The sequence below is a fragment of the Arthrobacter sp. T572 genome (genome assembly GCF_056780115.1).
In genome coordinates this window covers 154,409-172,224 of record NZ_JBRAZQ010000001.1, presented here as the reverse complement: position 1 = coordinate 172,224, position 17,816 = coordinate 154,409, and the positions used below count along the sequence as shown (strand labels likewise).

The 17,816-nt window shown below is 59.4% G+C and carries 17 protein-coding genes and 2 pseudogenes; 9 read left to right on the top strand and 10 right to left on the bottom strand.

The window, feature by feature from the left end; genetic code table 11:
* Positions 1–40 precede the first annotated feature (40 nt).
* From ACUYMZ_RS00830 to ACUYMZ_RS00805, 6 genes are all read right to left on the bottom strand, one after another.
* Positions 41–1,609 carry a GMC family oxidoreductase gene (locus tag ACUYMZ_RS00830; RefSeq protein ID WP_481601773.1) on the bottom strand — a complete coding sequence of 523 codons (1,569 nt, stop codon included), beginning with the start codon at positions 1,607–1,609 and terminating at the stop codon, positions 41–43.
* Positions 1,606–1,896, bottom strand: coding sequence for a hypothetical protein (locus ACUYMZ_RS00825; RefSeq protein ID WP_481601772.1), 291 nt, complete (start codon positions 1,894–1,896; stop codon positions 1,606–1,608). Before ACUYMZ_RS00825 ends, ACUYMZ_RS00830 begins: the two co-directional genes overlap by 4 nt.
* A gap of 303 nt (positions 1,897–2,199) precedes the next feature.
* Positions 2,200–3,351, bottom strand: a complete 1,152-nt coding sequence (locus tag ACUYMZ_RS00820; RefSeq protein WP_481601771.1) for a substrate-binding domain-containing protein — start codon at positions 3,349–3,351, stop codon at positions 2,200–2,202.
* 103 nt (positions 3,352–3,454) lie between these two features.
* Positions 3,455–4,498 (bottom strand): ABC transporter permease, encoded by a 1,044-nt coding sequence (locus ACUYMZ_RS00815; protein ID WP_481601770.1) that lies wholly within the window; start codon positions 4,496–4,498, stop codon positions 3,455–3,457.
* Positions 4,495–5,538, bottom strand: a complete 1,044-nt coding sequence (locus ACUYMZ_RS00810) for an ABC transporter permease (RefSeq protein ID WP_481601769.1) — start codon at positions 5,536–5,538, stop codon at positions 4,495–4,497. The genes ACUYMZ_RS00815 and ACUYMZ_RS00810 overlap by 4 nt, the downstream gene beginning before the upstream one ends.
* Complete coding sequence (locus tag ACUYMZ_RS00805) at positions 5,535–7,001, bottom strand: sugar ABC transporter ATP-binding protein (protein WP_481601768.1); 1,467 nt, start codon at positions 6,999–7,001, stop codon at positions 5,535–5,537. The genes ACUYMZ_RS00810 and ACUYMZ_RS00805 overlap by 4 nt, the downstream gene beginning before the upstream one ends.
* 253 nt (positions 7,002–7,254) lie before the next feature.
* Here ACUYMZ_RS00805 and ACUYMZ_RS00800 point away from each other — a divergent pair, with 253 nt between their 5' ends.
* The 5 genes and pseudogenes from ACUYMZ_RS00800 (at position 7,255) to ACUYMZ_RS00780 (ending at position 11,386) form a co-directional block, all read left to right on the top strand.
* Positions 7,255–7,935 carry a GntR family transcriptional regulator gene (locus ACUYMZ_RS00800; RefSeq protein WP_481601767.1) on the top strand — a complete coding sequence of 227 codons (681 nt, stop codon included), beginning with the start codon at positions 7,255–7,257 and terminating at the stop codon, positions 7,933–7,935.
* A gap of 78 nt (positions 7,936–8,013) precedes the next feature.
* Positions 8,014–8,502: a GNAT family N-acetyltransferase gene (locus ACUYMZ_RS00795; RefSeq protein WP_481601766.1), complete on the top strand. Its 489-nt coding sequence runs from the start codon at positions 8,014–8,016 to the stop codon at positions 8,500–8,502.
* 366 nt (positions 8,503–8,868) lie between these two features.
* Positions 8,869–9,437: pseudogene (locus tag ACUYMZ_RS00790) on the top strand (recombinase family protein).
* 241 nt (positions 9,438–9,678) lie between these two features.
* Entirely contained in the window at positions 9,679–10,827 is a 1,149-nt protein-coding gene (locus ACUYMZ_RS00785) for a GGDEF domain-containing protein (protein WP_481601765.1), read from the top strand.
* A 214-nt stretch (positions 10,828–11,041) separates the two neighbouring features.
* Positions 11,042–11,386 carry an ANTAR domain-containing protein gene (locus ACUYMZ_RS00780; protein WP_481601764.1) on the top strand — a complete coding sequence of 115 codons (345 nt, stop codon included), beginning with the start codon at positions 11,042–11,044 and terminating at the stop codon, positions 11,384–11,386.
* Positions 11,387–11,406: 20 nt separating this feature from the next.
* Here ACUYMZ_RS00780 and ACUYMZ_RS00775 read toward each other — a convergent pair whose 3' ends face one another.
* The 3 genes and pseudogenes from ACUYMZ_RS00775 to ACUYMZ_RS00765 all read right to left on the bottom strand — a co-directional run.
* Complete coding sequence (locus ACUYMZ_RS00775) at positions 11,407–11,589, bottom strand: hypothetical protein (protein WP_481601763.1); 183 nt, start codon at positions 11,587–11,589, stop codon at positions 11,407–11,409.
* 412 nt (positions 11,590–12,001) lie between these two features.
* Positions 12,002–12,382, bottom strand: coding sequence for a DUF1304 family protein (locus ACUYMZ_RS00770; RefSeq protein ID WP_481601762.1), 381 nt, complete (start codon positions 12,380–12,382; stop codon positions 12,002–12,004).
* Positions 12,383–12,599: 217 nt separating this feature from the next.
* Positions 12,600–13,346: pseudogene (locus ACUYMZ_RS00765) on the bottom strand (PDDEXK nuclease domain-containing protein); the annotation flags it as partial.
* A gap of 103 nt (positions 13,347–13,449) precedes the next feature.
* Here ACUYMZ_RS00765 and ACUYMZ_RS00760 point away from each other — a divergent pair.
* The 4 genes from ACUYMZ_RS00760 to ACUYMZ_RS00745 all read left to right on the top strand — a co-directional run bounded on the left by ACUYMZ_RS00760 (position 13,450) and on the right by ACUYMZ_RS00745 (position 17,225).
* Positions 13,450–14,580, top strand: a complete 1,131-nt coding sequence (locus tag ACUYMZ_RS00760) for a tyrosine-type recombinase/integrase (protein WP_481601761.1) — start codon at positions 13,450–13,452, stop codon at positions 14,578–14,580.
* A gap of 248 nt (positions 14,581–14,828) precedes the next feature.
* The gene (locus tag ACUYMZ_RS00755) at positions 14,829–16,415 is read left to right on the top strand and encodes a tyrosine-type recombinase/integrase (RefSeq protein WP_481601760.1); all 1,587 of its coding nucleotides are present in this window, start codon (positions 14,829–14,831) and stop codon (positions 16,413–16,415) included.
* Positions 16,412–17,005 carry a hypothetical protein gene (locus tag ACUYMZ_RS00750; protein WP_481601759.1) on the top strand — a complete coding sequence of 198 codons (594 nt, stop codon included), beginning with the start codon at positions 16,412–16,414 and terminating at the stop codon, positions 17,003–17,005. Before ACUYMZ_RS00755 ends, ACUYMZ_RS00750 begins: the two co-directional genes overlap by 4 nt.
* Positions 16,992–17,225, top strand: coding sequence for a hypothetical protein (locus tag ACUYMZ_RS00745; RefSeq protein ID WP_478221953.1), 234 nt, complete (start codon positions 16,992–16,994; stop codon positions 17,223–17,225). The genes ACUYMZ_RS00750 and ACUYMZ_RS00745 overlap by 14 nt, the downstream gene beginning before the upstream one ends.
* 147 nt (positions 17,226–17,372) lie before the next feature.
* Here the strand turns inward: ACUYMZ_RS00745 and ACUYMZ_RS00740 are convergent, their stop codons facing one another.
* Complete coding sequence (locus ACUYMZ_RS00740) at positions 17,373–17,813, bottom strand: DUF4913 domain-containing protein (RefSeq protein ID WP_481601758.1); 441 nt, start codon at positions 17,811–17,813, stop codon at positions 17,373–17,375.
* Positions 17,814–17,816 lie beyond the last annotated feature (3 nt).

Below are 17,816 nucleotides of genomic sequence, written 5' to 3'. Positions count from 1 at the left end.
TGCTGTTTTCGATGGCTGGTAGGGCAGCGGAACGGAATGTCTACAGAGCTGCCGCGCTGAGCTGCCGGCCGATGTAGTCGCCCTGTCGCATCGACAGGGCGACGATTGTCAGGGTGGGGTTCGCGGCAGCGCCGGTGGTGAATTGTGATCCGTCGGAGACGAACAGGTTAGGTACGTCGTGGGCTTGACCGAAACTGTTGACGACGCCTTCATCAGGCTTCTGGCTCATTCGGGCTGTTCCCAGGTTGTGGCCGGAGGGCATCCCCGGGGCTCTGGTTGTGCGGATGGCGCCGACAGATTTGAAGAGTTTCTCGCCCTGCTCGTAGCCGTGGTTCCGCATGGCGATGTCGTTGGGATGGTCGTCGTAGTGGACGACAGGTGCGGGCAGACCGAGGCGGTCGGTGACGGTGTTGCTTAGGGTCACTCTGTTGGTTGCCTGCGGAACGTCCTCACCGCAAATCCAAAGTGCCGCTGTGCGGGTGTATGCTTCTACCTTTTCTGTGAATTGTGGCCCCCACTCCCCCGGGCTCATAAAGGTACTGAATGAGGGCAGCCCTTGGGCGATCATCTCGATGTAGTAGCCGCCAACGAAGCCCCGTGATGGGTCATGCCGCGATTCGTCGCTGATGATGCCTGCCATTGGTTCGCCGCGGTACATATGGACTTCGTTGGGGAACTCGGCGTAGACGAGACCGGTGGTGTGCCGCATATAGTTGCGCCCGACCTGGCCTGAGGAGTTGGCTAGGCCGTCGGGATGGCCCGAGGTAGCCGAAAGCAGGAGCAGGCGTGGGGTCTCGATGGCGTTTCCTGCTACAGCTACGAGGCGAGCCCGTTGACGTTGCAGGTTTCCCACGGTGTCTGTGTAGACGACGCCGTCCGCGCGGCCGTCAGGGCCAAGCGTGATTTGTACGGCTTGGGCTTCGGTCCGCAGTTCCAGCAGGCCCGTGGCTAAGGCCTTTGGTATCTCGCTGACAAGTGGTGACCACTTGGCGCGGCTTTTATCGCCTGCCATAGCGAAGCCGTCCTGAACTGTGCCCGGGCGGCCATCGTAGGGTTCAACGTTGGTGGCGTAGGGGCCTGTTGCGTAATGGCGGTATCCGATTCGTTCGGCGCCGTTCGCCAGAACCTTGTAGCCGTTGCTCGCCGGCAGCGGAGGTCGGCCGTGCCGGTGGGAGGCTCCCACTGCTTTTTCCGCTGCGGTGTAGTAACGGTCGAGTTCGTCCAGGTCCAGTGGCCAGTCTGCGATGGTCCCATCGGGCAGGTCTCCGTAGTACGTGTGTGTCTTGAACTCGTGCCATTTGAATCGGGGTGTCAGTCCGGTCCAGAATGTCGCCGTTCCACCGACGGCCTTTCCGTTCCACGCCGGGCTGCCGGGGAAGTCCTTCGCGAGGCTCCATGATCCTGTTGCCAGGCGGGTGTCGGTCCATGTGAGCTGCTTGTAGGACTCCCGTTCGTCGTTGATGAACTTGTCGTTGGTGATCCATGGGCCTGCTTCGAGAAGCACGACTTTAAGGCCTTGCTGTACGAGTCTGAGGGCCAAGGTGGCACCGCCGGGGCCGGAACCGATGATAACGGCGACGTCGTCATCAGTGAGGTCATACTTTTTCATCCGGCTGTCCTTGCGTATTCGGTCACGTTAGGAGACGTGGTTGGGAGGGGTCCGATGGGGAGGAGGGGCTCGGCGGGTTCTTCGATGCGGGGTTGGGGAAGCCATGCCAGGTCGTCGAATCCGCGGCGCAGGTAGCCGCCCTGTTCGAACGAAGACCCCGGGTAGCCTATGAATTCCCAGACTTCGCGGTCGTCGTAAAGGTGAAATGCAACCAGCGGGCGCAGAGTGTTGAAGAACGTTGTTTGCTCAACCGCTCGCAGCAGGCAATCAATGGCCTTGGAATCCATGTCGCGGATTGGCGAAGTTGTTATCTGGGCCAAGTCCCTTAATCCGTCTGACAGGGTTCGGTATAGCCCGGGATCTGATGCGGCCTGTGTGATGATGCTGGAAACAGTCCGGGTGTAAGGTCCGTCCCGTAGGTCCGGGTGTGGATAGAGTGCTTTTGCCAGCACGATGAGCTCTGCGACGCGCGCAGGTGGAAATAGGTCTGGATGGGGCGAAAAAACAGCGCTGTCTGCCGCCATGGGTTTTCCTTTCGAACTGAAGTGAAGTGTGGAGGGAAGGACGTTCTTCCGGTCCTTCCCTGTGCGTTAGGGAATGACCCGCTTTTGCCATACCTGCGGAAAGCCTGGAAGGTCCTCGCCGCCGAAGGCTGCGTAATGCGAATCGGGCATTCCCTCGTTGGTCTTCAGGACCTTGTCGAGATCTTCGGAAGTGACGGGTACCTGAGGCAATACCCAATCCTTGGGGATGGATTCGCCCCGGAAGAGGGAGGCTGCCGCAAGGAGCGCGGTTCGCCACTGGTAGGCGTCATACACGGACGCGAAGCCTTTGAACCCTTTGTTCTTCCATGCCCTGAGGTACGAGAGGTTGTCTTCGCCGGTCACCACAGGGATGTCCTTGCCGGTATCCTCGAAGGCCTCGATAGCTGGAACGGACTGGTCGCCCAGGTCCACCCAAACGGCGTCGACAGTTCCTTTGGCGAGCTCATCGGCCACGACTGCTTTGATTTTGGTGGGGTCGGCACCGGTGATGTAGTCCGTGTATTTCAGCCCTGCCTTGCTGAAAATGTGCTGGGCAGCGGCCCAGCGCTGCTCGAAAACGTCAACTCCAGGCGCCGTACGCAGTGCTACTACGTGTCCTCCTGGCTTGACGTTTTCTGTTATGAACGTCGCTGAATCAATTCCCCAGGCCATGCCGCCCACGGAGTGGATGAATGTGGTTGCGCAGTCCGTGCCGGCCCCACGGTCGAAGATGATGACGGGTTTTCCTGTGTTGCAGGCTCTTTCCACTGCCGGTGCCGTTGCCTGTGGCGAATTGGGGGCGATGATGAAGGCGTCACAGGATTGCTGGTTCACGAAGTAGTCGATGTCAGCAACCTGTGTGTTGTCGCTGTCTTGGGCGTTGCGGGTTTCCATTTGCGAGATGACACCCTGCTTTTGCAGCTCCTTGAGCTGTTCGTTCATGGTGATCCAGCCGGTCTGCCGCCACGTATTACTGAGTGCAGCGTTGGAGAAACAGACCTTGGCCGGCGCGTTCTTTTTGAATGCTGTGGCGTCTACCATTGGCCCGTCGAGGTGCTGAAGATAGGGGGTGGATGGGTCCCCGGCAAAGGTTGCAGTCCGTTGCGAGTTTTCCAGATCGAATTGTGCCTGGTCGAACCAGTCGTTGGTTGTGGTGGTGGAACCCGGAGAGGTTTCCGCACCAGCGGTCGAACCGGGAGCACACGCGGTGATCATCATGGCGGCTGCACCTAGTACCGCAAACATCTTTGTTTTGGTCCCTTGTGTAGGCACGTTGGTCCTTTCGAAGTGGCCTGCTGTGGCCAGGGGTTGTTGTTATTTGTTACTGGTCATCCGGGGTGTTGCGGTTTATCGGCCTTCTCGTCAGCCATGCTGGGCGCTTCATGCGCAGCAGTGGGATGCCGAGAGCGAGGATGATAATTGCGCCTTGAACTGAAGGGCGCCACGTCGATTGGACGCCGGCAAAGTTGAGGATGCTGACAAGGGTTTCCAGGACATATGCCCCTGCTACCGCGGACAGGACTGCGCCGCGTCCACCTCCCAGGGCGACGCCGCCGAGGACGACGGCCGTGATGGCCGTGAACTCATAGCCCTGTCCGACAACCGGACTGACACCGGCGTAGCCGACCATGAGAACTGCTGCCACGGTGGCTGCCGTAGATGAAAGGATGAAGGCTTTAGTACGGATCCACCAGGGGCTGGCGCCAGCAAGGGCTGTTGTCGCAGGATTGTCACCAACTGCAATCAGCATTCGTCCGAACGGTTTTTTCATGAGCCAGGCCGCGCCTATAGCTACGAAGAGCAGAATCAGAACGGAGTAGGGCACGAATCCTATAAGGGGGACATTTTGCAGTCCGCCGCGGCCAATGGCGCGGAATGCATCGGCCGGGTTTCCGCTGGGAGCGCCCCCGGTGAAGTAGAAAGTCAGTCCGGACAGGACCAGTGCCGTTCCGAGCGTTGTGATGAAACTGGGTACCTTGAGCAGAGAGGTCAGTACGCCGTTGACGATGCCTACGACGGTTCCCAGCACCATCATGAGTACCATAACCTGCGGGATGCGGGATGGCTCCTGGCCAATCAGATTTCCGGCAAGAACGACCTGAGCCGAGATGACGGCGCCCATTGACAGGTCGAATTCCCCTGCGACGATGACGAAGTACTGGCCAATTGCCACGACCGCGATTGGTACTGACCTCCCAATGAACCGGGTCATCTGGTCCGGTTCTGCGAGGGATGGATTGTAGAAGGTCAGGATGATAAGGAGGGCGAGGAGGAGCAAGTAAATCGCTCCACCAGGTGTGGCGAAGGAACGCAGGGTTCGTGAAAACAGGGGCTGCCTTTGGGCGGAATACCTGATTGTGGTCATCGGATGCTTCCCTCCTTCATTGAACTGGTTGATGTCGTCCGCAGTGAGTCGAAGCGCGCGGATCGTTTGAGCTGGTTTCTTTTCGCATAGACAGCGACAGCGATGATGATGATGAGGCCCCTGACTACTTCCTTCAGGTAGGGGTTGACTTCCATGATTCCCAGCAGGCTGTCGATGGTCGCGAAGATGAGGATGCCGCCGAGCGAGCCCCAAATCGATCCTTTTCCGCCGGCTAGGACTGCTCCGCCCACCACGACGGCCGCAATGGAGAGCAGGTCATAACCACCCTGGGTGCCGACCTCGGGGCTGCCGACGCCCAGACGCGCGACGATGACCAGTCCGGCGAGGCCCGCGAAGAGTCCGGAAAGGGAGTGAGCCACGATTGCGGGTAACGATTCCCTGATTCCTGACATCCTTGTGACGGCGGGATCCCCGCCCACGGCGTAAATGTGGAGCCCTGTCCGGGTCCTGTTCAGAAACAGGGCTGTGGCCACCAGGCATAGGACCATGGCAACTGTCGTCCATGGCACCACTCCCCAGGAGGCTGACCCGATGGCGGCAAGCTCAGGGGATGCTTTGCCAGTGCTTCCGCGGTAGTTGGTGAAGAGGTATCCCGAAACCACGAGACCTGTACCGAGCGTGGCGATAAAGCCATTGATCTTGACCAGACCGACGAGCAGGCCGTTGATGAGTCCAATGGCGAGGGATACCAAAATCGCTGTGACGATACCGGCGGTAAAGTTTTCTGATCGTCCTGCCATGACTCCTGCGGCCAGGACGCTGGAAAGGCTGAGCACGAATGGAACGGACAGATCAAGGCTTCCAAGGAGAATGACGAGGGTCTGTCCGACGACAACCAGGCCAAGGACGGTGGTGCTGGTCAGAAGGTCGGTGATGTTCCCTTCGGTAAAAAAGCTGCGGCCGGAGAGCCCTGTGAGAACCGCACCGCAGCAGAGGACGAGGATCCAGACCAGATATACCGAACCTGTATTGGACCGGAGGGTGTTGTTCAAAGTGGACTTGTATCTGTGAGCGTTCATGCTGCCACCGCCGCGTCGGTTATGCCGGCCGCTGCCTGCAAAATGCTTTCTTCGCTGGACCCGGCAGGAAGCTCGGAGACCAGTTCCCCGTCACGCATAACGAGAACTCTGTCGGCCATCCCGATGAGTTCAGGCAATTCGCTGGAAACCATGAGGATGGCGTGTCCGGCGGCAGCCAAACGTCGCATTAGGACGTACAGGGCAAACTTCGCACCAACATCAATCCCTCTGGTTGGCTCATCGAGAAGGACGATTTGTGGTTCCATAAGCAGCCACTTGGTGAGAATCACTTTTTGTTGATTGCCGCCGGAAAGGTACCTGATCTCCTGATCCGGTCCCCGTGCTGAGAGTTGCAGCTCCAGAAACAGGTCGGTTGCAGCCTGACGGGCAGTTGAAGTGCGTTTGGGATAGCAGGCTCGGATTACTGTCAGAGCGTTATCGATGACTGATTGATTCAGGAGCAGTCCCGTAGCTTTCCTGTCCTCCGTGACGTGAGCAATCCCGGCTCGAATTGCTTGGCGGGTTGTTTTGATGGTCGTGGGTGCCCCTTTGACGTGTATCTCGCCGCGGGTGAATGGTGCCGATCCGGAGATAGCATCCAAAACTTCTGTGCGGCCTGACCCTTGCAGTCCGGCTATTCCCAGGATTTCCCCGCGACGGAGTTGCAGCGTCACGTTGTTTACTACATGGTTCCCGGCGTTTTGAAGGGAGAGCGCTGTGTCTCCAACTACTGTTCCTTCGGTCTTGGGCGGGAAGAATGAGGACAGGGGGCGCCCGACCATAAGCCGGACCAGTTCCTGCTCGTTGAGTTCTTCTGCCGGCTTCGTGGCTACAAGGGCGCCATCCTTGAGAACCGTGATGCGGTCACAAAGCTTAAAAATTTCCCGCAATCTGTGGGATACGTAGAGAACGGCAACGCCGCGCTTCTTGAGGTTTTCAATGATGCTGTACAGGAGCTCCACTTCGTGATCCGCAAGCGCAGCGGTTGGCTCGTCCATGGAGATGACCCGGGCGTCAAAGCTGAGGGCCTTGGCGATTTCCACGAGCTGTTGCTGCGCCACAGATAGTGTCCGCACATGCGCTGCCGGGTTAATGGAGTCAACTCCAAGGGATGAAAAAAGCTCTGCAGTCGCTGCGTTCATCTTTCGTTGCGAGATGAAACCTCGCACACGCGGTTCGCGGCCGAGATAGATATTTTCGGCTACGGACCGGTCCGGCAACAGGTTGAATTCCTGGAATACCGTGGAAATGCCTGCCAGCTGAGCTTGCACAGGATGGCTGAACATAACATCCTTGCCACCTAGAACAACCTTGCCCTCGTCCCTTGTGTAGACTCCCGCAAGAATCTTCATCAATGTAGATTTCCCGGCGCCGTTCTCTCCTACGAGCCCGTGCACCTCTCCCGGCCTTATCTCAAGGTCTACGCCGGTCAGTACCGGGAATCCGAAGAATGATTTGCTCACTCCCCGTACTTCAAGTGCTAACACGAAAGCCTCATCTCACTTCGTTGTGACGCCCGCCGAAGCGGAAACCGCACCGTCTCGGCGGCCTGTTCGAGCAGCAACTGTATGACCGCGATCACCCACAAGTCAAGCATTATCGATAATGCCTAAAACTTTCTTTTTTTCCTTGCCCCGCGTAGGGTGAGTGCAAAGCCCGGCGAGACCAGAAAGCTCGTGCTTGCCTTCCGGGCGCACCAAGAAAGGCCGAGGAACCATGGACGCTACCTCTAAGCGGCTGACGAGAACGACCGTCGCCAGCCAAGTGCGAGACTTCATCGTCATGGAAATTGCACAGGGAAGGCTACCTTTGGGCGCCCCCGTTCGTGAGATGGAAATAGCGGCACAGCTCGGGACAAGTCAGACGCCGGTGCGTGAGGCGTTTCGTGAACTCGCCGCCCTTGGCCTGCTCGAATCCCGTATCCACGTCGGCACCCGTGTACGACAACTAGCCGAAAAGGATTTGGTTGAGGCGGTGCCCATCCGTTCTGCCCTTGAAGGCATAGCCGGCCGCTTAGCCGCCAATAACTATCACAATCACGCTGAGGAGGTTCGTGGAAGCTTCGAGGCTATGAAGGAAGCAGCGGAAGGGGGTGACCGCAGGGTTTTCGCTGCAGCCAGTACCACGTTCCACCGATCCGTCGTACGGGCGGCCGAAAACGCCTCTCTGCTGCGCGCCTGGAACGCCCTGGGAATCGAGGTCATGACGATCTTGGCAATGGCCTCCAGCGACATCCCATTAGATGACGCAGCCGAATCACATCGACCAATTGTTGACGCCCTCGAAGCTGGCGATCCTGAGCTGGCCGAGCATGCCCTGACCCATCATGTTGCTGCCTATCTCCCCGCCACTGCACACTCCAATGGGGGAGTAGACGCCGCCGTCCAGGCGAGTTAACGGCTAAGCCGTCTGGTCAGCCTGGTGCGGTCGCACCGTCACAGAAAGAAAAGGCAAGGCCGGGGCCCAGCACTGGCTATGCCCACTTCCAACATGCTCCGAAAATCAGGGATAAAACTGGCGGCTGCAAGTGCCTCTGACAGCTCATTCATGCGTGTCCTCGCCCGCAGGGCGTCCGCAATCTACGTTGAGCGGATTGGGAAGGAACCCGCTCCGATGACATTCGATTATGCTGCGATTGCAGCCTCCGGGGACGCCCTCCTTGCCTGGAGCGATGACCAGTTGGTCGGCATGCTTATCACCCGTGTAGAGGACGCGGCACTTCATATTCATAACCTCGCCGTATCCCCCGACGTTCAGGGCCTGGGTTTGGGATCAGCGTTGCTCATCGAAGCCGAGCAGCTCGCCCGTCGCGCAGGGCGTGATGAACTCCGCCTCTACACGAACGAGGCGATGCTCGAAAACCTGACCTTTTACCGGCGCCGTGGCTATCAAGAGACACACCGAGACATTGAAGATGGATTTCGCCGGGTCTACTTCATAAAGCGGCTGGAGCCTGCCACGTGAGCTTCCACGACCGCCGTGCAATTGACTGTCCTGAGCAGGAGCTGACGACCAACCATCGCGGATCTGCGAAGGTCTCGGTAGGAACGCGAGAGATGACTTCAAACCAGTGTTGGCACTGCGGCGATGGTCCAGCTCCTTCCCGGGTCCTCCCTATACGACGGCTTATAGCCGAGCCAACTCGAGGTTCAGCGTGGCAGGCCCTTCTGCCTTACTTAGTCCTGGAAAGGTCCGTGCAATTCGGGCACACCTCAACCTGACGTCAGCCTGATGGCGAAGATGCGTCAGAATAGGATCATTTTTCGACCTTCTTGACGGCGTGTTGCACGGCTCCTAGATTCAAACCTGACACTTATTTGGGGGTGTGCCATGGGTGGTCAGCGGATCGGGTATGTGAGAGGGTCAGCAGCTTGGACCAAAACGGGCAACGCCAGCTCGATGGGCAAGCCCTCGACAGAACCTTCACGGATAAGGCTTCGGGCAGGGACACCAATCGCCCGGCACTGACCGAGACGTTGCGTTTTGCCCGCGGGGGAGACACTGTCGTGGTGCACAGCATGGATCGGCTGGCTCGGAATCTCGATGACCTTCGTGCTCTCGTCAAAGCTCTCACCGGCAAGGGCGTACAGGTGGAGTTCGTTAAGGAGCGCTTACTCTTCTCCGGTGAAGACTCCCCCATGGCCAACCTGATGCTCTCCGTCATGGGCGCTTTCGCGGAGTTCGAACGCTCACTCATCAGAGAACGCCAAAAGGAAGGCATCGCTCTGGCCAAACAACGCGGCGCCTACCGCGGTCGGAGAAGGGCGCTAACACTGGAACAAGCAAACGAATTGGCAAGAAGGGCAGCTAGCGGAACACCTAAATCTACCCTCGCGAAGGACTATGGGATCAGCCGGGAAACGGTGTATCAATACCTCCGGCATGCCGCGCCTTCCTGACAAATGCTGCTCTGTCTTAATGCCGGGTCAATAGGCAAACACCACGTATGGGTGCTTATCGGCGTTCGATCGAGGCGACGGCCAGTGCTCACATCACACATGGGTACCTATTTCGTTCCCGCGGTGGCTGAAGGATTTCTGTCCGGGGTCGATGGTGGTAGATCGTGCTGATGACCGGCAGAGCCACGCGTCCGGTGCGATACTAATCGTTCAGGTCTGCGAGCAGAAGGGGTAGCGCAGTATGGTCCTCGATACCACGAGCCTCCGGGTTGTCTTCGGAGTGATGACGTTGGTTCTGGCGGTCCTGTTCTACTTTTCCGCTTACCGTCCTACGCGGTCTGCGTACAGCGGTTGGTGGTGTGTGGCATTGCTGGGGTTCCTGTCTGGCGCGTTGCTCTACCTGCTGGCCGGAAGCAACCATCAGGGCTGGGCCAACCCATTAGGCAATACGTTGCTCGTTGGTGGGGCGGTGGCTGTCTGGGCGGGCGCCCGGTCGCTGCGGACATTGCATCTTCCCGTTTGGGCTGCAGCAGCCCTTCCTGCCTTGACCCTGATCAGCTCCTTGTTGGATGATCCGGCGACCAACCCTTGGGCCGGCGGGCCGGTGTTCCTGGCGGCAATGAGTGCCGGCATCGGGTTGGCCTCCTTTGAACTATGGCGCCTGGAGCCTGGCTATTCACGGGTCCGGGTACCAATGGTCATAGCCTCCGCGGCACTGGCCACGTTCTATCTTTTCCGTTGGATCGCGTTCCTCGCAGTAGGCCAAGACGGCTTTGCTTTCGTCACAGTCTTCGGCTCTGCCATCACTACGCTGGTCACCATGGTCCTGCTGGTGGTCGTGTCCTTCAGCATGTCCGCGCTCAGCAGCGAGCAGCAAACCCGCGCCCTGCGCGTGGTGGCCACCCGCGATGACCTGACCGGGCTGCTGAACCGTAAAGCCTTTCTCGACCTGGCCAAAGAGCACTTTGCGGACCCCTCCGTCACTCCGGGAACCGGGGTGCTGATCCTGGTCGACCTAGACCATTTCAAGAACATCAACGACACTTACGGCCATGCCGCCGGGGACACGGCCCTTCAAGCCTTCGCGCAGGCGTGCAACACCACAGTCCGCCCCACGGACCTGGTGGGACGCTACGGCGGAGAGGAATTCGTCCTCCTACTCCCCGGCACCACCCCCGGACAGGCCGAAACCATCGCCGCCGAAATCAGCAAGAACCTCGCTGCAACACCACCGGCCGGGTTTCCTCTCCCGACAGCGAGCTACGGCATCGCCCCTTACCGGGTCGGAGCCTCACAGGTCGCTGACGTCATCGCCGCAGCCGACCATGCCATGTACACGGCAAAATCACTCGGCAGGAACCGCGTCTCGCACAGCCCCGCACTAGGGTGAAGCCCTTGATTTCCGCATTGGCGTCCATCAGTGTGCCCAATTTGGGAACCGCCCTGGGCGGATGCTGGTTCCATCGGCCCTTCTTGTATGAAGCGGGCAGCACGGATCATTTTCAGGTGACTAACTTCGTCGGAAGAACGGCAAAGATGCCTCCGGTCGGGCGCTAAGGCTCGTCCTACGCATCACGACAGCCGACCTGCTGGCCGAAGACCTTATGACCGCCATGGAAGGCCGGACCGTCATCGATTCCTCGACCGGGGTCATCATGGCCGAACGCAACTGCAACCCGTCGCAGGCTTCGCCTACTCCATTGGCATCGCAGAACCGCAACCAGAAGCTGCATGATGTTGCACCGAGCATCGTATCCGAGCACAACGCCACCAAGAAGGGTGCTGTCACCCAATTCGGAGGACTAAAGGCCAGCGGGAGATCCAGGGAACCCGGAAGGCTCGCACACTGCAGAACAGGCCTTCCAACGCGCCCATGCGAGACCCCACTACCATGCCAGTTGCTCCTCAAGATCCCATCAAGACAAACGGGGGCCGCTCCCCCAGGCTGACGAACGTGCGCTTATCGGCGTTAGATACGGCGGAGTGTTGAGTACGGGCGGCTTGGGAGATGCCAGGCGGTCCACGGATGGTCGGAGGGCTCCAGCGGAATCCGTCCATGGCCGTCGCGGATAACCATGACCACGGCGCCGATCGCGGCAGTCAGGGACGCCAGACCCAGCAAAAACAACACAACAACGGCTGCCACAGACATCGCCATGCACCTCTGACTTAATTTTACGGCTATTCGTGAGATGAGCACCGAAGTAGCTGTGTCAGCGGACAGCGATGATGGAACCGGCAATAGTTGGTTTGGTTTATCGTCGCAGCCATTAGAGTCGCCAGGGTCGTTTAGGCGCCATGGTCGTTTGGCTGCCGCCGTTATTCGTGTTGCAGGCCGTGTCCCGCTGCTACATTTTCACCGATGCTGGTGTAGAGCGCTGCAGGACTTCAGCACTCGAAATGAAGGGACGCAGCTTGGCCGGCGTTGTTAGCTGGAGGGGCCCCAGCCACCTCTGACACCGGTACCGCCGCCACCCACCGATGGTTTGCACACGGGTGAACAGGTCGGTTGCCCGGTCCCGAAGCGGTAACGTGTGGCGCGCTCCTCCCGCAACAGCTCACGTTCAGTGAAGCAGCAGGTAAAAGACGATTGCCAGCCCAGGGACCAGTGCTTGGCCGATCGCGCTGGTCCAAAGACGCTTTTCTGTCACCCAGAGCCAAAAGCCTAGGAACACATGGCTTGCGCAACAGAAAAGCACAAGAGCAACACCACCGGCAGCGCTTCCAGTGTTTAACATCCAGAGGCCGATAGCCAGACCAACCCCAAACACGATGTTGTAGGCGCCCACGTTCATAGCCCACATGCGAACGGCCCGCACATCCGAGGGTTTGATGAGGAAGATTCGGTGGAAGCGCTGGTCTGCGTGGAAGAAGATCTCAAGTAGACCCACGCTGATCAGCGTCAAGGCCGTGGCCCCGGCGAAGATCTGACTCAGAAGATTCATGAACCTGCCTCCACGCCTTGAGTTGTATCCCGATCACCTTGCGCTGCAGAGTACGGCGACGCGAAGGGGATCTCAAGAGATGGAGCAAGCGCGATATCCAGGCTAAGCCGGGAGCGAGGTTGCGGCCGCCCTCGTTAACCAGACACTGTCTGAACAAATTCGGGTGGACGCTGCCCGGGCTTGGTCCAAAGAACTTTGGACAATTGGCTCCGGGCAGCTATTCGCCGTTGTGCTCGTTGTCGGTTTCAGCCCATTCAAGGGCTGCAACCAGGTCTCCTTCAGTGGGCAGTGCCTGCTGTTCTGCTGGGGGGAGTTTGTCGTAGGTGTAAGCGGCGACCGCCATCGGAGAGGTGGAGCGGCCCAGGCTGTACCGTACGCTGCGGTCATTCTTGGTGCCGCAGATCAGGATACCGATGGTTTCGTTGTGGTGCTCCCGGCGGAGCATGTCATCGACAAGAGCGACATAAAAGTTCAGTTTGCCGGCATACTCGGGCTGAAACTTTCCGGTCTTTAGCTCGATGACGACGTACCGGTTCTGGTCCATGTGGAAGAACAGCATGTCGACGTAGTAGTCGTCGCCGTCGACGTCGAAGTGGACCTGTCGGCCGACGAAGGAAAACCCGGGCCCCAACTCCCGCAGAGTTTCGGTGATCCGGCTGGTCAGAGCCAGTTCCAGGTCCCGTTCGGCGACCTCTCCGGACAGGCCAAGGAATTCAAAGTTGTAGGGGTCTTTGGCGACCTGTTGGGCCAGCTCGGAATCTGGTCCAACAAGCCGTTGGACAAAGTTCGATGGTGCCGCGCCGGTCCTTTCGAGGGTCCGGTTCATGATCATGTTCAGCAGCACGTTGCGGGACCACCCGTATTCAACGGCGGCAGCGGCGTACCAGTCCCTGTCGCGCCGGTTGTCGAGTTTGTCCAACAGCACTGTGATGTGGCCCCAGGGCAATTGTCCAACAGGTTGTTCTCGGTACCGCAGAATCACTGGCAAGTACTGGCTTTTTCCACCGATAAACGACATGCGGCAGCCGTTCCCGGAACCTGTGGCATTCGTCACCTAGCTTGGGTTTATGCCGTTCCGCCGTCAGGCCGTCAGGACACCAGGCATGGGTTGCTATTACTGCGTCATCGATGACGACTATGAGCAGCACGAGCTGGCGAGCCTATGGCTGGAATCACGGTTTTTTTCAGGCGCACATTCCGAGTCCACAAGTGCCCAGTACGCGAGTTCGATTTCCCTATTTCTGAGCTGGGCTGAACGGACCCGGCGGACCGCCGTGGAAGCAGCCGCGGATATCCATATTTTCGTAGCGTTCCTTGCCACGACACCCGTCGAGCGATGCGGGCAGCAGCCTCGTGCTGCGTCAAGAATCAACCGCATCCTTGTTGCCGTGAGGGAGTTTTTTCGATGGGCGGTAGCCGAACAAAGACTTCCCACGGCTGTGCTGGGTCATCTGTTTGAAGCAGTCGACCCGGAAGCCCGGCGCTGGGTCAGCCCGAGAGTACGACACCGGCGTCGCGAGCCGCAGCGGACGGAATCTCCTGATGCCGCAGCGGCCGGCGAAGTAGTCTCGCTCATGCGGCAGATGTCGACGGCCAGGGACAGGTTCATGGTCCTTGCGCTTGCCGTTACGGGTTTGCGCATAGGTCAGTTCTTGGGATTGAGACGTCAAGACGTGCATTTGGTTCCGGATGCCTCATTCTTGGGCTTAGCCGACCCCGTCACCAACGTCCTTTGCCGGATTCCTGGAGAGCACCTTCACGTGGTGCGGCGGTCCAATCCGAACGGTGCTTGGTCCAAGAGCCGATTCGACTTCTCCGTGCCGGTCCCGGCCGGACTGCTTCCCCTCTATGACGACTTCGCGGCTGAGCGTGAGGCGTGCCGCGAAGCCGACTGTAACGACATGCTCGTGGTGGCCCTCGTCGGCGACACCCGTGGCAGGGCGATGACTGCCCGCAACGCAAACAAACTCTTTGAGCGAGCATCCGCGCGAGCCGGAATAAGGCACATTCATCCCCACATGCTCCGGCATTTCACGGCCTCGGCTCATCTTGCCCAGGGAACAAGCCGTGATGAACTGCAGGTCCTGCTCGGCTGGAGCACTATGCGGTCAGCGGAACCCTACATCCATGTGTCTAACGAGGCTAAACGCGCAGCCGTGGAACGTGTGGCCGCCAATCTGGCAGAGAGCCAACGATGACGCTTCACCTAGTCCGAGCGGACGGTCAAGAGATTGACGACGGTTTCGCCGCGTCGTTCCTTCGCCAGTGGGATCACGACAGGTGGGACCTGCGGCCCCTCGGTTACCAGGTCCCGACGTGGGCCAGATTCGCCGACCGCCGTGACATGAACGGATTGGGCGCCACGCACATCAGCCAACCATGGCTAGGAGCCATCGCCCGAGAATGGGTCTTCAGAGGTGCGCTCAGACAACTCAGCGGCAGCTATATGGACGATGTCGTCATGGGACTGGCCCTGCTGTCATCGTCCCTGCGGGGCCGGCCGGATCGGGGGGATGATTGCCTCCGGTTGAAACGCGCCGACATGAGCGGATTCATTATCGGCGTCGGACGGCTCCAGAAAGCGGGCAAGATCTCCGACAAAGGCGCAGCGCGAATTATCCGGTTGGTCTCCATGGTGCTCGATGAAGTCCACTCCGGATCCATTCGTCAGGTTCACGGGCTACCGGTGTCATTGCCGTCTGAGTTCGCCCTCAGAAGATCCGATACGCCGAGAGCGCGGCCGGACTCCCCAGACCGCGCGAGCCATGCTCTTCCACACACGGTCGTGCGTCAATTGCTTTCGGACACTTCGCTGAAACAGCTGATCTCCGTCGGCGGGCCTACCGCGGTCAACTACGTCAAGATCGGCCTTGGGACTGGTCGGCGTCCCGGCGAACTGCTGCGACTAAGGGCCTCCAACTGCTTGGACTACAACATGCACCGCGACAGCACAGGGGAACACAGCGAACATGCCGTACTCGTTCACAACATGCCCAAGGTCGGGATTATTGGGTATCGTCTGCCGATCGATGCTCTGACGGCATCGGCCATATCCGAGCAGCAAACGTGGGTGCTGCAGGCATTTCCGCACACCCAGCAGGAACAGCTCCCGCTCTTTCCTTCGATTCATAACAATCCCGACGGGCGGATTCCGATCAACTCGAACCAGCTCGGAGTATGCCTAAGGAAATGGCTTGACCGGTTGCCGGAGCTGGCGGCGCCGGGAATTGATCAGGACGGCCGGGCAAAGCCGGACCAGTCCGCGCAGCCAGGTCGCTCGCGCGCTTTCCCAAAGAATCGCATCTATCTTTATGCGTTCCGCCATACCTGGGCCCAAAACCACGCCGACGCAGGAACGCCGCTCGAGGTGCTTCAAGACCTCATGGGCCATGCGAGTCCAAGAACGACGCAGATCTACTACCGGATCACCAGTGCACGGCGCCACGAAGCGGTCTCCCGCCTGGCCCGGATGCGTGTGGACAACCTCGGCGGGCTAGTCGAGGCCGGCACCGCGGCAGGAAGCCGCGAGGAATCCAACCGGGCCATCATCGGCGCCACTGCTGTTCCCTTTGGCCAGTGCGTCGAGCCCAGCAACGTCCAGTCCGGCGGACACAGCTGCCCTTACCGAATGCGATGTCTGGGCTGCTCCCACTTCAGAACGGACCCCTCATACCTCCCGGACCTCCGCGAATACCTCACGCAACTCCTCGTCAGCCGCGAACGGATCAACACCGAAACCGGGATTCTTGAGCCATGGGCAGTCGAAGCTGCGACGCCGCGGCCAGAGGAAATCGAGCGAGTCCGCCATCTCATCCGACGATGCGAAGAATCCCTGGCGACCTTGACCCCTGACGAACGGGAGGAAATCGATGGCTACATCTCCCAACTGCGACGGAGCCGTGGTTCCATGAGCAAGGCAGTGCCATTAATGCTCTCCAAGACCGTTCGCGTCAGCGACCCAGACTTTGCACCTACCGGGCCAGAAGCCAACGCCCTTAGGGCGGGCGGGGTTGCAGGAGTTACAGTCCGATGAACACGAGAACGGCGGCAATGCGCGCCACTCGCCGCGCGACAAGCTCCACCAAACACCAAAGCGTCCGGACAACCATTGAACGATCCCTGGCACGTGCTGAACAGACCTCGGCCGCGGGCATCGCACGGGCAGCTGGAGTCTCGGAAACATTTCTCTATCGCCACGAGAAGCAGGACTGCGACCTCTGCCAAACAGTATTTGGAGGCGGACCCCTGACGTTCTACCGGCGGGCCACAGCACGCACCACCACCGGGAATGAGCAGAGAAACGCTCATGAAGCCATCACGACAACGCTCTCCCTTAAAGCAGACCTCGCCAACAGCACGGCAGCCAACCGGCGACTCCGCGAACAGATCCGCAAACTCGAACGCAAACTATCCACCATCCTCGGTTACCAAGCCGAAGCGAACCTTGGAATCGGCACTCTGACCGGCAACACGATCGACGAATCGGAGATGACCGCGCTCCAGCAAAGGATACGAGAACTCGAAGACACGCTCACTGAACGCGACGAACAACTTGAGGCCGTCAGGCGAGTCAACAGCGACCTTTTCAAACAACTCAACGGAGCGCGCCATGACCAAACCTAAGAACCACTTCATCCTCTCCGACGAAGACCTCATCAGAATAAAAGATGCAGCCCAGGTCCTTGAGGCGCTGGATTCAACCCGCCCCGCGGAGATGACCGAACTCTTTTACGCGGCACACTACTGGGATCTCTTGGAATCCCTCCGCGACTTGCTGGAAATGCTCGACTTCGGAAATACGACTGAGCATCGAGACAACCCCGAGCAAGCCTCAACCGACTGAACCTACCGCCAATCCGTATAGGTTCATCGTTTGTTAGACCACTTGCGCACGTCCCGGGCGCACAATCCCAAGGCTCCGACAGAAACCGGTACCGAGAACAAGCTGTTGCACAATTGGGTTCCTGTCACTTCCAGCGGCAGAGCTTGGTTATGGCTGGATGGTTCTGGCGTCGGGGAACCAGCCGTGTGGTGCTTTGCGGGGTTCGAGGTGTTCGGGGTCGCGGTGTTTTTGCATGTCGCATTTGTAGAAGGGGCCGTGGGGGTCGAGGAGGACGTGCATGTGGTGGTCGGCGTGGTCTCTGAACCAGACGCTCATGCCGGTGGCTCCGTCGAGGCGGAGGTGTTCCCAGGCTCGCCATAGCGCCTCTACACGGCAGACGGCTTCAGGGTGGAAGTACCATTCGGTGCACCACTTCGCGGACCGGCCGTCGACGTCGCGGACGTACAAGGGCAGCAATTGTTCGTGCAGGAATTCTTCAGCGGAGCCGTACACCAGCTGCGGAGGCGTCGGCTGCTCACCACCCTCAGCCGCAGTGTCTTCTATTTCCGGCCCGGGTGACTCGTTGAAGCGTCCGATCTCGATCGTCATGCC